Origin of the sequence: Brachybacterium sp. p3-SID1565 (assembly GCF_025143785.1) — a bacterium.
GTDB lineage: Bacteria > Actinomycetota > Actinomycetes > Actinomycetales > Dermabacteraceae > Brachybacterium > Brachybacterium epidermidis.
Genome location: NZ_JAMBDS010000034.1, coordinates 21,917 through 34,541, shown reverse-complemented (window position 1 = coordinate 34,541; position 12,625 = coordinate 21,917). Strand labels below are relative to the sequence as shown.

Here is a 12,625-nt window from a genome sequence, read left to right as displayed (position 1 = left end):
CGTACCCGGTGCCCTGCCTGCGCTCCGATCCCGAGCAGGTGCCCGGTCCGGCCGCTCAGATCTGGAGCAGGTGCTCTGCCCGGCCCTCGTACTCGATCCACTCGCCACCGGTGGACTCCCGAGGGGTGGCGCGTGCCCGTCTCGGTGAAGCCGAGGCGCGCGTAGAGCCGACGCGCGGCATGCCCGGCATCATCGACCTCGAGCAGCAGATGCGGCCGTCCCAGCTCCAGGGCGAGCTCGGCGGCGGCGCGGAACAGAGCACGGGAGGCACCGCTGCCGCGCGCCTCCGGCCGCACCCACAGGGAGACCAGGATCGCCTGGTCCTCCCCGATCACGTGCTCGGGGGTGTAGCCCTGAGGCAGCACGGCGAGGCTGCCCATGACCTGGTCGCCGCACCGCGCCTGCAGGTGGATGCGGGGGCCGCGCAGCTCCTCGCGCCACTGCTCCGGGGTGCGGTCCTGCACCTCGGCGAGCTGCGCCCAGAAGGCGCGCGGCGAATCGGCGAGCATGTCCAGGCGCAGATCACGGTGGGACCGCCAGTCCTCCTCGCCGACCCGCACCACACGCACATCGCCAGCGGTGTCACGCTCAGTCGAGGTAGTCGCGCAGTCTGGACGCTTGAACGCTGTGCATCCCGGCGTGTCGAACGGGGCAGGTCAGAGCGCTGTGGTGCGGAATATCCTTGACTGAAAGAGTTGGCCATGAGCACTAGTATCTCGCCCCACTCCCCCAGCTCCATCCCCACCCGCATGTCCCTCGAGGGTGGGCCGATCATCGACGTCGACCCCATCGGCGAGCACCTCGAGGTCACCATCGGCTGCACCGGCCGCGCCCGCGCCGGAATCGCGCTCACCCGCTCCGAGGCCCGGCGCCTCGCCACCGCCCTGCTGGACGCCTCCGCACCGTCCCTCTGCGACGGCGATCCGGCGGAGATTGCAGAACACCTCGCAGCACTTCCGGCCGTGCAGGGCTCCCGATCCATGACTCCGGCCAAGGCCGCTGCCGCGATGCGGGCGGGCCTGCGATGAGCGCCGCGACCATGACACACGGGCAGGCGGGGCGTGAAGCGGCCTGGGCCCTGAACCGCGCACGGACTGCGGCCAGGCTCGAGGACCTTGAGTTCCTGCTCGCCGTCGGTGAGAGCTTCGAGCCCGCCGCCGCGCGTTGCGGATGGACACCAGAGGCGGCGCGCCGCGCCGTGTCCCGCCACGCCACCACCGAGCTCGCCGCGGCAGTCGCCCGCGCCACCCGAACGGAGACCACCCGATGAGCACCAGCCCCGCCCGCCCCTCCACCGCCACCTGCCCCGGCTGGTGCGACAGCGCCCGCGAAGATCGCCACTGGGTCAAGCTCTCCGACCTGATGCCGTGGGAGACGATCCACACCCGCCGGTTCGGTGACATCGTCACCGTCCACGCCGGCCACGAGGTGCACGACGACGACCTCGAGACCTGGGCGACGCCCAGCATCGCCCTCACCCCCTACCGTGTCGAGCTCATCGACGGCCCCTCACAACTGTGGATCCACGAGGCCGCAGCCCTCGCAGGACACCTGCAGGCCGCGGCCGCGTTCGCGCTCGCACTCGAGGCCACCACCGCACGCGCCTGAGGCGTCCCACGCCGCCCACAGCCACCCCCGCACGCATCCGGGGTGCCTGTGGACGGTCTAGGACGGCCCAGGCCCTCCCAGCGTGCTCTCTCTACGTCTCCACGCTGCCCCTCACCGATCACCGGGGCGAACAGACGACGGCCGGTCGAGTAGGACCCTCACGAATCGCGTAGACCGGGCGCGGCGTACCCCGTCGGCCGCGGGGACGATGAACGGCTCAGGCGTCCCGCTTCTGCGGGGGGCCTAGCAGTCGTCTCTACAGTCGGATGAGGGGTCCAGGGCGGCGGGCAAACCGTGGGGAAGGGGGCAGGCTTCTGGGGGCCGCAGGCCCCGCCATTCCCCCGCGGGGGCCCGCGTGTGTCTATGCCTTCGGTGGCTTCGGGGGAATCTCCACCGCGAACGGCCGATCCTCCCCCACCATCCCCAGCACCAGAGTGCTCGGGACCGGCATCCCCATCGAACCGCCCGCCCGGAACTCCACCGACTCGTGCGCGCGCAGCTCAGTGCCCGCCTCGAGGTAGTCGAGACGCTGGAACCGGTCCCGGTTGTCGATCTGCTCGATGACCATGTCCGTAGAGGTGTTGTTCCGCAGCCGGTACAAGATGCCCTGCACATGCACGACCTCGAGCGGGCGCGGGGCGGTCGCCTCGGCGATGCGTCCCAGACTGTCCGACTGCTCCCTCGCCTCGGCGAGCATCCCCTCAAGGTGTGCCACCTGCTGCACGGCCGTCGCAGCCTGCTCGCCCGCTGCTTTCGCTTGATCCTCTGCCGCCGCAGCCTGCCGCTCCGCCAAGTCCTTCGCGTGCACCGCGTCCGCTTTCGCGGCCTTTGAGGCGTTCGCCTGCCACCACGACACCCCGCCACCGGCAAGCGCTATGACTGCCGCGATCGCGGCCACTGCATCCCAGAAAGTTGAGTCCATGGTCAGATGCTAGAGCGCCTTCCCGGCCTCGGAAGCGATAACCAATTGAAGTGAGCTCGTCACATATTCTGGATGATCTGGACGACGCCAACGATTACGGTCACGCCCACCGCCGCCCACGCTGCGCCCAGCGCCCACTGCGCACGCCCCTTCTCCTCGGCCGCCTTCGCAGCAGAGCTCTCGGCGTCAGCCTTGGCCTGCGCCACCATCTCCGCCAGATGCCCGTTCGTCTCGACGATCGCGCTGTTCATCGCCCGCTGCTCCTCGAGCACGTCGTACGCCGGATTGCGGGGAATCTCCACGTCCGGAACCTCGGGAAAATCTATAAGGCTCGGCCGTTCGCTCACGAACTTCGGAACGATCGGCTTGGGGGTGACGGGCACCTTCTTCACTAGGTCGAAAGCGGTGCTCGAGCCGATGACGTTCTTCCACAGGGAGCGGTACTGGTCCGTGATCGGCCGCAACGACTGCATCATGCGTTCGTTCGACCGCTTGGAATACTCCTTCGCGAGCTCGTGCCTCGGGTCGTCCTCGTTCTCGAGGATCTCCTCGATCTCCTCGTAGTCCAGCTGGCCGATCGCATCCACCTCGGGATCGTCACTGACCGGAGGGTTCTCCTTGAGAACCCATTCGCCGTCGGGTCCGCGCTCGTAGAGCTGTGTCCGCCCGTCCGCGTCCTCCTCGATTTTCAAACGGGCCTGCGAGTCGTCAACCCCGCCCGCCAGGGGCCCGTCGAGCTCCTCGACGTCGTCAGGTTCTTCGATGTCACTGGGCTCGTCGCGCGGCGGGGACTGGTCTCGGCTCATGCCCGAACCATAACCCGCCGCCCCGACATCGGCCGCCCCTTCCAGGGGCGCCGCTACCCGACCCCGGTCACGAGCTCGACGGCGGTGACGGTGGCCCCAGTGACCACGGTCCCTCGAGCATCCGGCCGAGCTCGTCGCTGCCCGCCCCGTCGATGCCGGCCGCGTGTTCAGCCTGCTCGAGCTCGCCCAACGTCTCCCGCCGCTCCCGCGCCATCGCCGCGACCTTCCCCGGATCGTTCACGACCGCCCACACCATGCCCTCCCGCAGCTGCTCCACCTGCCACCGCAGCTCCGCCACCCGATCCGGCACGGCCCCCGCCGCGCCCGGATGAGGCACCAGGGCCGGAGGCACCTCCGGGCGCCGAGCCTCCGCCCGCTGCTCACGCACCCGCCGGCTGTTCGCCGCCCGACACGGCCCGCACGCCTCCTCCCCGAGCCGCCTGTGCCGGTTGTACCCCGACCGCGTCCCACACACCGCAACCTGTGCCACCACAAAACACCTCCTGACCAGCCAGAACGCTGGCTCCTGCCTGTATGTCACACGCGGCCCCGACCCTATGGCACGCCCCGGTCCCTCGGAGAGAGACATGCCGAGGCCGACCGGGAGGCTGGCATCGAGGTCCGCCTCGATGATTGGCGGCGGGGTGGGGGTCTGGTCGCCGCGGCACGGTGCCTGCCTGCTCGTCTCGCGGGCGCGCAGGGGCGTCGACCGCCTGGGATGCGCCGGGCTGGCGTTGGGCCGTCTGGGGCTCGTGCAGCGGGGCCGGCACGTCGCGGTTGCAGCATGCCGGCCCCTGCTCGTGGTGGTCACCGTCCGCCCCACGCCCGCCGGTAGAGCTGCGCATCGGCCGGGCTGAGGCCTCGCGTGGGGCTGGGCCGCTCGGTGTCGTGCTCCTCGTCGTCGTCGAGGTCGGCGGGTGAGGCGTCGCGCCAGGCGCGCATGAGGGCCTGGTCGTTAGGGGCGAGGTCGGCGAGGTCGTCGTCGTCCGCGGTGGGGGCGGGCCGGTTCAGCGCCTGGTCGATGGCTCGCTCGTGTGCGGTGGGGCCGTCGTCGGGGGTGGCGCTGGTGGCCTGCTGGGCGGTGCGTGGCCTCGGCCCGTTCGGGGTGCCGCGGCGGCGGGCTCGGGCGGCTGCCTGCTCAGCGGGGCTGGGCGTGTACGGGCGGGGCCGTGCGTTGCGCTGCTGGGTCGCGGTGAGGTTCGGGCCGTAGCCGAGGTCGGCGAGGACCTGATCGATGTGGTTGGTCATGGGTCAGTGCTCCTTCGAGTTGAATGCGCGGTCGTAGAGGTTCTCCTCACCGTCGACGTCTCCGGCGTGACCGACCTGGTCGACGGGGACCAGGCCGGAGGGCAGGGCCTCGAGGTCTTCGAGGGTGCCGGGCTCGTCGATCTGCAGCGCCTTGAGCCAGCCTGCGCGGCGCGCGGGACCGAACTTGCCGGCCTTGATCGCGTCGTTGACCAAAGCCTCGTGCCTCTGCTTGCGCAGTTCGGCCTGCGCTTTGCGGCCAGCTTCGGCCTCGGCCCTCAGTTGGGCGGCTTCACCGCGGGCGGCGGCCAGGTCTGCGGAGTCCTTGCGGAGCTGGGCGAGGACATCGGAGTCGACGAGCTCGGCGCCGTCGGGGATGTTCCGGTGCTCCCTGCTGGTGGTGTCGGTCATGGTCAGTTCTCCTTGGAGGTGGGGCGGGTGAGGTGGTTGCGGAGGTCAGCGGGACTGAATCCAGCGGCGGTGATCGCCGCGTCGTCGGTGAAGTCCCGGATGGGTACCAGGTCCAGCACGTACGCGGCATCGAGCCACTTCTCGATGGGTGGGACTGCGGGGCGGCGGGGGTCGGGGCGGGATGTCAGAGACGGCCGTACCGGGTTGCTGATGCCCCAGGAGTGGTGCGGGGCGTTGCGGCCTTCGGCGACTTCGAGCACTTCGGCCATCGCGATTCGCAGTCGGGTGATCCGTTCGAGGGTGTGGATCGCGTTGCTGGCCCGGAAGTCGGACCACAGTCGGATCTTGTCGGGGTCCATGTCGACGAGCTGCTCGGGCTTGACGGTCGCGGGGACTCCCGCATCTCGCACACGGCGGGCCTCGGCCACGGCCGTGTTCCAGACGGGGCGGAGGGCGTCGAGGTAGTCGTCGGCCTCAGCTGCCATCCGCTCGGCCATCTCCTGGTCGGCCCGCTTTCGCAGCTCGGCGAGGATGTTGCCGGTGCCGCTGCGGGCGGCCTGGTGCGTGGCGACGAGCTGCGCGTGTTCGATGATTCCCGTCGGGGTCATGTCGAGCACCGATGCGGGTGCGGGCACGCCGTGGTCGCGGGCTGCGTGGAGCTCTCGGTAGTGCGCGGCGCCGGTGACCGTCACGCCTTCCGCCTCGAGCGCGGTGACGAGTCCGAGCACGTCGTGGTGGTGAATGGTCGGCAGGTGACGCTTCACGAGGCGGACGGGCTGGTCGGGCTCGGCGTAGGTGCGGGCCGGTGCGGCCGGGGCATCGATCGGCACCATGATCTTCTCGACCAGGCCGACGGCGACGAGGTGGTCGAGGTTTCCGTACCGCTCGGGGTGGGGGATCGGCCGGCCGACAGGGGCGTCGAGCTTCTCCTCGCGGATGGTGCTGCCCTTCCCGTCTGCGACGGCGGGGCCCTTCAGTAGCACGCCTTCGCGCTTGACGATGTAGACGGGGCGGTGAGTGGTGGTCATGCTGTTTCCTTTCGGTGGTCCTCGGCGGATGCCGGGGAGTTCTTGGCCGCTTCGAGCTGGTGCTCGAGCGCGGTGATGACGACGCCGCGGACGCGGGCGAGGTTCCGCCACTCGGCGAGGGTGCGGTGGTTCCCGTCGGGGTCGCGCTCTCGCCGCAGCGTCACGGCGTGGTCTTGGAGCTCGCGGATGACGTGGTGCAGGTGCTTGTCGGCGATGAACACGGAGTGCGGTCCGACGCGGAGGCGGACGCCTCGGGCGAGGCCGGGCCCCCACGTGTCGAGCTCGGTGCTGGGGTAGCGGGGTGTCCTCACCGGGTCGCCGCCTTCCTGGTCTTCGGGGTGGGCTTCTTGCGGGTGTGCTTCTTCTTGGTGGTGGCCTTCCTGGTGGGTTTCGGTGTGCGGTCTGAGGGGGTGAGTCCGCCCCATGTGCCGGTCCGTTCGCCGGCGGTGAGGGCGTAGGCGGCGCAGGCGACCATGGCGGGGCAGTCGAGGCATCGGGCCGCGGCTTGCTGCTGCTGGGTTGCGGTGCCGGTCCAGTGGTCGCGGTCGGGGCCGGCGCAGGGGGGTGGTTCCTGGTGGGCGGCGAGGGTGTCGTGCAGCTGCTCCCACTCGTCGCGGGCATGGTCGGGAACGCCGATGGTGAGGGTCATCGGTTCCCCCGTCGGGTGCGGCGGGCTGCAGCGCGACGCTCGGCACGGTTCCGGGCCCGCCTGGCGAGGACGGGGCAGCCGCGGTCGTGGGCGATGCGGAGCGTGGTCACGGCCTTGTGGTCGGGGTCGGGGTGGATCGTGTAGTCGGCGTTGCAGGACGGGCAGGCGCGGCCAGCGGAGGCGAGCTGCTCGAGGATGTACACGGTCGGGTTCAAAGGGGTGGTCATGCGACACCGCCTTCGCAGCTGGTGTGGACCGTGGCGGTGGTGTCGGTGAGGGGGTCTCCACAGCTCTCGCAGAGGGTGGGTGACCCTCTTCCCTGCGAGGGTGACCCGACCGGCTCCCCTATAGGGAGGGGGGAGCCGGGGTCACGTGGGGCCGATACTTGGGTGACCCGGGGTGACCCCGAGGGTGGGGTCACCGTGTGGCCTGGTATTTCGGTGGAGGTGACCCGGGGTGCGGGGTCACCCTGTGGAGGTGACCCCGAGGGGGTGGTTTCAGGGGTGCCGGGGTCACCTTCGGGGTCACCCTGCCGGGCCTTGCGTCGGCGGAGAGCTTCGCGCAGCAGATCGTTCCTGAAACCGCCGTGTCCGTTGTCGCGCAGCAGGGGGCCGGCGAGCTTGAATCCGATGCCGGGATCGGCTCCGAGCTCGTCGAGTTTCCGGATGATGTGGGAGACGGGATCGGCCGCAGGATCGAGGGGGGATGCGGGTTCGTGGCGCAGCGGGGCGGTGAGGATGTTCAGGACGAGCCGGTCGGGGCCGTTGCCGGTCCGGGTCAGTTTCCGCACGAGGGTGCGGGTCTGTCGGCGTTCGTCGTAGGTGAGTTGCCATGAGGCGTCCACGTCGCCGTTCTTGGCGCTGCTGCCGCGTTCGCCGCGGTCGGCGTCTTTACCGGCGTGGTCGAGTCGGATCACGGCGACTTCGCGGGCTTTGAGGGGTGCCAGGGCGAGGCGGTAGATGTTCAGCCAGGTGTCGGCGTCGTTCTCGGGGCCGTCGATGTACCGGGAGACGGTGTCGATGATGACGAGGTCGGGGTGGTGCTGGTCGACGAGTGCGAGCAGTTCGGCGGCGCCGCGGGTGGTGTCCAGGGGGGCGAGGGGTGGGAAGGACAGGTAGATCAGGTCGTGGAGCTGGTCGGGGTCGGCGTCCATGTCGTGCAGTCGCTTCCGCAGGTCCTTCCGGGTGTTCTCGGCGTCGAGGTAGAGCACCCGGATCGGTGGTGCCGGGGGTCCTCCGAGGGTGCGGTGGCCGGTGGTGGCGCGGGTGAGCAGGTCGAGGATCAGCAGGGATTTCCCGGCCTTGGGGGCTGAGTAGAGGGACACGGATTGGCCGCGTTCGGCGAGGGGCCACAGCACCCATTCCTCGGCTGGTGGGGGCCCGTCGAGTACGTCTGTCCAGTCGAGGGGTGCGAACCGGTCGAGGGTCGGCGTTGGGCGCTGGTCCGAGTCACCGGGGGTCCCCGGTGAGTAGGGAGCCTGGTCGGGATCGTTTCGGGGGGTGATGCCGAACTCTGCTGCGAGGGATTGGGGGCGAGGTTCGGGGCGCGTGGCGGGCCGGTCCCCGACCTGTTGCACCGCGCTGTCCCAGTGGTGAGCGAACCGGGTTTCGTGGCCGGCGGGGGCGGCGGCGAGGTAGTCGGCTCGGGCCTGCGCACGCGGGTAGATGCCGGGGTCTGTGTTGGACAGCTCGAGCAGCCTGCAGGCGCGTGCGTGCAGCGCGCCGGTTTCCCACGTGTTGCCGTGCCGGTCGACGGCACCTTCAGGCATGGTCGCGGTGTCGGTGAGGTCCTGCAGGGCCCCGGTGATCGCGGCGGTGAGCCACGGGTCATCGCCTGTCGGCGGCGCGGGGGGAGTTACGGCTGTGGGCTCGGCTTGCTGTGCCCGCGGGGCGGTGAGGTAGGCGTGGAGTGCCGGCGGGACGGGGGCGGGCGCCCGGTCGTCGACGACCGTGTAGACCGTCCCGGTGGCGGCGTGGATGCTGCCGGGGCCGACGACGTAGCCGGCGCCGCGCACGTCGACGTCGAGGCCGTCGGCTCGGAACGGGGAGGCGTTGCCGTAGCGGTGGTCGCCGGCGTCGTAGTAGAGGTGGCGACCCTTCCCGGTGGTGACGGTGAACGTCGGCGGGAGCGGCCCGTGCTGTGCTTCCCACCGGTCGAGCGTGCCGGGGGTGTCCTCGTCGAGGATGAGCAGCCCGGATGCGTCTGCGACGATGCCGTAGTTCGGTGAGGCGTCGCCGGTCCACCATTGCGTGATCGTGGCGGTGTCGTGGGTGTCGCGGCCGCGCCAGGGGCCTGCGGGGGTCTTCCCGGCGGGCTCGAGGCGGATGAGGCGCCATCCTCGGCGGGCGGCTTCGAGTGCTCCCGCAAGGGGTGTAAGCGTCGGCGTAATCGTCATCGCGCACCCCCGTTCTCGAGGGTGCTGGTGGGGATGAGGCGGACGAACTCGAGGCTGGCGGCGTGGCCGCGCGCTTCGGCGCGCTGGGCGGCTTTCGCGGCCGCGTCGAGGGTGAGGTAGACACGGCGGCTGATGCGGCCGTGCCCGGTCTTGAGGATGAGGACGTAGGCGGGGAGCGCGTCGAGCACCTCGGTGCGGGTGAGATGCGGTGTCCGGAGGTGCCCGGTATCCTGGGGGTGCGTCGCCACAACGCTTTCGGGAGCCGTCTCAGCCGCCGGGCTGGGGCGGTTTTCTCGTGCCTGGGTCACGCGGCGTCACCGCCTCGGCGGCGGGCCTGTGCGGACTTCAGGGCGAGGCGCTTGTAGTGGGCGCGGCGCAGGTTCTCGGCGCGGGCGGGGTCGCCGTCGGCTTCGGCGAGGAACTTCGCGTCGAGTGCTGCCCGTGCGGGCGCGGTTCGCTTGGCACGGTCGGGGGTGTTCGCCCAGGACTGGTGGGCGGCGATGGAGCCGATGAGCTTGCGCTCTGCAGGGGTGGCGGTCATCGGCGCTCACCACCGGTGGTGGCGCTGATGGGCCGTGCAGACGCTTGGAGGTCTCGCACGTCAATGCGGACGGCGCGGGGACCGATTCGGTAGGCGCGCAGTTCGCCGCGGCGGATTCGCCGGCGGATGGTCTCGGGGTGAACGTGGAGGTAGTCAGCGGCCTCGGCTGGGGTCAGCAGGGTTTGTGGTGCATCGGTGCGCACGGGGAGCTCCTGGCAGATACTTGCTCTGCCGCGGCTCCGTGGGTCGAGGACTGGTCCGGTCCCGGCCTTCCCACGTGATGCGGTTGGATGCCTTCAGATTCGCTGGGCTTTCGTTTCCCCCGCTTAGCGGCCGGACTCGGCTACGGGGCTACCTTCGGTTCCAGACTACACGGGTGCTGTTGCATTGCGTAGCCCTGAATCGTGGTGTGTGGTCAGAACTCGCCCAGGTTGAGGCGGCGGGCTTCGTCGGCTGCTCGCGCTTCGGATTGGGCCTTCGTATAGCGCACCAGCATGTCGGGGCGGGTCCAGCCGGCCACAGCCATGAGTCCGTTCTCGGAACCGCCGGCGGCGAGCCAGCGATGAGCGGCGGTGTGGCGCAACAGGTGCGGGTGGAACCGGTCGATCCCGGCGGCGACGGCGCGCTCGCGCAGGGCCTTGTGGAGTCCGTCGTAGGAGAACGGCTTGCCGCGGTCTCCGAGCCATAGCGCGTCGGTGTCTGCGAGGCGATGGGTGCGGCGGGTGCGGACGTACCTGTCGATGGCCTGGCCGGTGTTCGGGCCGAACGGGACGGTGCGGCCCTTGCCGCCCTTGCCGCGGACGATGACGGCGCGGCCTTCGATCAGGTCCACGCCGGAGACGGTCAGGGCGGCGGTCTCCCCCGCCCTGGCGCCGGTCTCGAGCATGAACCGGACGATGGCGGTATCGCGGCGGGCGCGGAACTGGTCACCGGTCGCGCAGGACTTCAGTAGTGCCCGTATCTCGTCCTCGGTGAGCGGTTCGACCACCTTGGAGTCGAGCTTGGCGGACTTGAGCCCGATCAAGCGGTCCTCGGGTATCTCGCCCTCGTCGGCCAGCCATGCGGAGTACCGCTTCAGGGACAGCTGCCGGGCACGGACGGTGGCGGGTTCGCGGCCGAGGTCGAGCAGGTGGGCGGAGAACGCGTTGACGGTGGCGCGGTCCAGGTGCGGGGGGACGCCGGTGTCTTCGGCCCAGTCGGCGAACTGTCGCAGCCCATCGGTGTACTGCTTGATCGTCGCCGGAGACTTCCGAGCGGCGCGCAGCGCGACGATCCACGAGTCGATGAGGCTCATGGTCTCGTACGGGTCGGGCGTCGTCATGCCCTGATCCTACCCCGACACACCGACATTGATATCTGGACTAGGAGCGCTGTGCTGTGCGATACTGAGCGGGCCAGGCACCAAATACAGTGCCTGACCTGCTCAAACGCTAGACCCGCTCCGAAACCTCAGTCGAGGTAGTCGCGCAGCACCTGCGAGCGCGAGGGGTGGCGCAGCTTGGACATGGTCTTGGACTCGATCTGGCGGATCCGCTCCCGGGTCACGCCGTAGACCTTGCCGATCTCGTCCAGGGTCTTGGGCTGGCCGTCCTCGAGGCCGAAGCGCATGGAGACCACGCCTGCCTCCCGCTCGGACAGGGTGTCCAGCACGGAGTGCAGCTGCTCCTGCAGCAGGGTGAAGCTCACCGCGTCAGCCGGGACGACGGCCTCGGAGTCCTCGATGAGGTCGCCGAACTCGCTGTCGCCGTCCTCACCCAGCGGGGTGTGCAGGGAGATCGGCTCGCGGCCGTACTTCTGGACCTCGACGACCTTCTCGGGGGTCATGTCGAGCTCCTTGGCGAGCTCCTCCGGGGTGGGTTCCCGGCCCAGGTCCTGCAGCATTTGCCGCTGCACACGGGCCAGCTTGTTGATGACCTCGACCATGTGCACGGGGATGCGGATGGTGCGGGCCTGGTCCGCCATGGCGCGGGTGATGGCCTGGCGGATCCACCACGTGGCGTAGGTGGAGAACTTGTAGCCCTTGGTGTAGTCGAACTTCTCGACAGCGCGGATCAGACCCAGGTTGCCCTCCTGGATCAGGTCCAGGAACAGCATGCCGCGGCCGGTGTAGCGCTTGGCCAGGGACACCACCAGGCGCAGGTTCGCCTCCAGCAGGTGGTCCTTGGCGGCGCGGCCGTCCTCGGCGATGATCGTCATCTCACGGCCAGCCTTCGTGAGGCGGCCGTCCCTGCCCGTGAGGGACTCGTCGTTCTTCAGCTTCTGCTCCGCGTAGAGGCCCGCCTCGATGCGCTCGGCCAGCTCCACCTCCTGCGCGGCGTTCAACAGTGCGACCTTGCCGATCTGCTTGAGGTAGTCCTTGACCGGATCGGCCGTGGCGCCGGCGGTGACGACCTGCTGGGCCGGGGAGTCGTCCTCCGCAGCGGAGAACACGAAACCGCCGGACTCCTCGACCGACTCGTCACCGGAGGCGGCGTCCTTCTCGGCCTCGGCGTCCTCACCCTCGGTGGCCGGGTCCTCGCCCTCGATTTTCTCCTCGTCCTTGTCCTCCTTGGCCGCGGCCGTCTTCTTCCTGGCGGCGGTCCGGGACTTGGCGGGGGCCTTCTTGGCCGGGGCCTCGGTCTCTGCGGGGGCGTCGGAGCCGTCCTCGGTGCCTTCGGCGACGTCGGCTGCGGTCTCCTCGGCGGCCTTCCCCTTGGCGGCCCTGGAGCTCCGACGGCTGGCGGTGGCCGCCTTCGCGGTGCCGCCGGTGGACTTCTTGGATGCCGACGTGCGGGCACGGGTGCCCGCGGCCGCCTTCTCGGTCTCGTCGATCGGGGCGTCAGCGGTCTCAGCGGTCTTGGAGGAGGTCACAGAGTTCCTTCTTCCGATGGCGCACCCAGTGGTGCGCCGTTCAGCTCGGGCGATCAGTCGTCTCAGCGCGGCCTGCGGATGCCGCGCCCGTGCCGCGTTCCCGGATCCTTTTCCGGTTTCACGGCGCGCAAAGGCGCGATGCCGTCAAGCCATGGAAGTATAACGCCTCG

Annotated in this window: 19 protein-coding genes; 3 read left to right on the top strand and 16 right to left on the bottom strand. The window is 70.2% G+C overall.

Annotated features, from left to right (window positions below):
* On the bottom strand, positions 1-560 hold a 560-nt coding region (locus M4D54_RS09260), incomplete at its 3' end, for a GNAT family N-acetyltransferase (RefSeq protein ID WP_259891055.1).
* 141 nt (positions 561-701) lie between these two features.
* Here M4D54_RS09260 and M4D54_RS09255 point away from each other — a divergent pair.
* Genes M4D54_RS09255 through M4D54_RS09245 form a run of 3 tightly spaced genes read left to right on the top strand, consistent with a single transcriptional unit; the run spans position 702 to position 1,608 of the window.
* Entirely contained in the window at positions 702-1,028 is a 327-nt protein-coding gene (locus tag M4D54_RS09255) for a hypothetical protein (protein ID WP_259891057.1), read from the top strand.
* Positions 1,029-1,039: 11 nt separating this feature from the next.
* A complete protein-coding gene (locus M4D54_RS09250) occupies positions 1,040-1,270 on the top strand; it encodes a hypothetical protein (RefSeq protein WP_259891054.1) in 231 nt (76 codons plus the stop codon).
* Positions 1,267-1,608, top strand: coding sequence for a hypothetical protein (locus M4D54_RS09245; RefSeq protein WP_259891053.1), 342 nt, complete (start codon positions 1,267-1,269; stop codon positions 1,606-1,608). Before M4D54_RS09250 ends, M4D54_RS09245 begins: the two co-directional genes overlap by 4 nt.
* Before the next feature lie 361 nt (positions 1,609-1,969).
* Here M4D54_RS09245 and M4D54_RS09240 read toward each other — a convergent pair whose 3' ends face one another.
* The 15 genes from M4D54_RS09240 to M4D54_RS09170 all read right to left on the bottom strand — a co-directional run bounded on the left by M4D54_RS09240 (position 1,970) and on the right by M4D54_RS09170 (position 12,521).
* Positions 1,970-2,530 carry a hypothetical protein gene (locus M4D54_RS09240; RefSeq protein WP_193866962.1) on the bottom strand — a complete coding sequence of 187 codons (561 nt, stop codon included), beginning with the start codon at positions 2,528-2,530 and terminating at the stop codon, positions 1,970-1,972.
* 59 nt (positions 2,531-2,589) lie between these two features.
* Complete coding sequence (locus M4D54_RS09235; RefSeq protein WP_193866961.1) at positions 2,590-3,336, bottom strand: hypothetical protein; 747 nt, start codon at positions 3,334-3,336, stop codon at positions 2,590-2,592.
* A gap of 67 nt (positions 3,337-3,403) precedes the next feature.
* Positions 3,404-3,673: a hypothetical protein gene (locus M4D54_RS09230; protein WP_193866960.1), complete on the bottom strand. Its 270-nt coding sequence runs from the start codon at positions 3,671-3,673 to the stop codon at positions 3,404-3,406.
* A 470-nt stretch (positions 3,674-4,143) separates the two neighbouring features.
* Complete coding sequence (locus tag M4D54_RS09225; protein WP_259891052.1) at positions 4,144-4,584, bottom strand: hypothetical protein; 441 nt, start codon at positions 4,582-4,584, stop codon at positions 4,144-4,146.
* Between the two features lie 3 nt (positions 4,585-4,587).
* On the bottom strand, positions 4,588-4,992 hold the full coding sequence (locus M4D54_RS09220) for a hypothetical protein (protein ID WP_193866247.1): 405 nt from the start codon (positions 4,990-4,992) through the stop codon (positions 4,588-4,590).
* 2 nt (positions 4,993-4,994) lie between these two features.
* Positions 4,995-6,020 carry a hypothetical protein gene (locus tag M4D54_RS09215; protein ID WP_259891051.1) on the bottom strand — a complete coding sequence of 342 codons (1,026 nt, stop codon included), beginning with the start codon at positions 6,018-6,020 and terminating at the stop codon, positions 4,995-4,997.
* Positions 6,017-6,331 (bottom strand): hypothetical protein, encoded by a 315-nt coding sequence (locus M4D54_RS09210; protein ID WP_193866245.1) that lies wholly within the window; start codon positions 6,329-6,331, stop codon positions 6,017-6,019. Before M4D54_RS09210 ends, M4D54_RS09215 begins: the two co-directional genes overlap by 4 nt.
* Positions 6,328-6,669, bottom strand: a complete 342-nt coding sequence (locus M4D54_RS09205) for a WhiB family transcriptional regulator (protein WP_193866244.1) — start codon at positions 6,667-6,669, stop codon at positions 6,328-6,330. Before M4D54_RS09205 ends, M4D54_RS09210 begins: the two co-directional genes overlap by 4 nt.
* Positions 6,666-6,896, bottom strand: coding sequence for a hypothetical protein (locus tag M4D54_RS09200; protein WP_193866243.1), 231 nt, complete (start codon positions 6,894-6,896; stop codon positions 6,666-6,668). The genes M4D54_RS09205 and M4D54_RS09200 overlap by 4 nt, the downstream gene beginning before the upstream one ends.
* Positions 6,893-9,064: a bifunctional DNA primase/polymerase gene (locus M4D54_RS09195; protein WP_259891050.1), complete on the bottom strand. Its 2,172-nt coding sequence runs from the start codon at positions 9,062-9,064 to the stop codon at positions 6,893-6,895. Before M4D54_RS09195 ends, M4D54_RS09200 begins: the two co-directional genes overlap by 4 nt.
* Entirely contained in the window at positions 9,061-9,252 is a 192-nt protein-coding gene (locus M4D54_RS09190; protein ID WP_193866241.1) for a hypothetical protein, read from the bottom strand. Before M4D54_RS09190 ends, M4D54_RS09195 begins: the two co-directional genes overlap by 4 nt.
* Positions 9,253-9,368: 116 nt before the next feature.
* Positions 9,369-9,605, bottom strand: coding sequence for a hypothetical protein (locus M4D54_RS09185; protein WP_193866240.1), 237 nt, complete (start codon positions 9,603-9,605; stop codon positions 9,369-9,371).
* Positions 9,602-9,808: a helix-turn-helix domain-containing protein gene (locus M4D54_RS09180; protein WP_259891049.1), complete on the bottom strand. Its 207-nt coding sequence runs from the start codon at positions 9,806-9,808 to the stop codon at positions 9,602-9,604. The genes M4D54_RS09185 and M4D54_RS09180 overlap by 4 nt, the downstream gene beginning before the upstream one ends.
* 212 nt (positions 9,809-10,020) lie before the next feature.
* A complete protein-coding gene (locus tag M4D54_RS09175; RefSeq protein ID WP_259891047.1) occupies positions 10,021-10,926 on the bottom strand; it encodes a tyrosine-type recombinase/integrase in 906 nt (301 codons plus the stop codon).
* A 128-nt stretch (positions 10,927-11,054) separates the two neighbouring features.
* Positions 11,055-12,521, bottom strand: a complete 1,467-nt coding sequence (locus tag M4D54_RS09170) for an RNA polymerase sigma factor (RefSeq protein WP_250647038.1) — start codon at positions 12,519-12,521, stop codon at positions 11,055-11,057.
* Between the last annotated feature and the right edge of the window lie 104 nt (positions 12,522-12,625).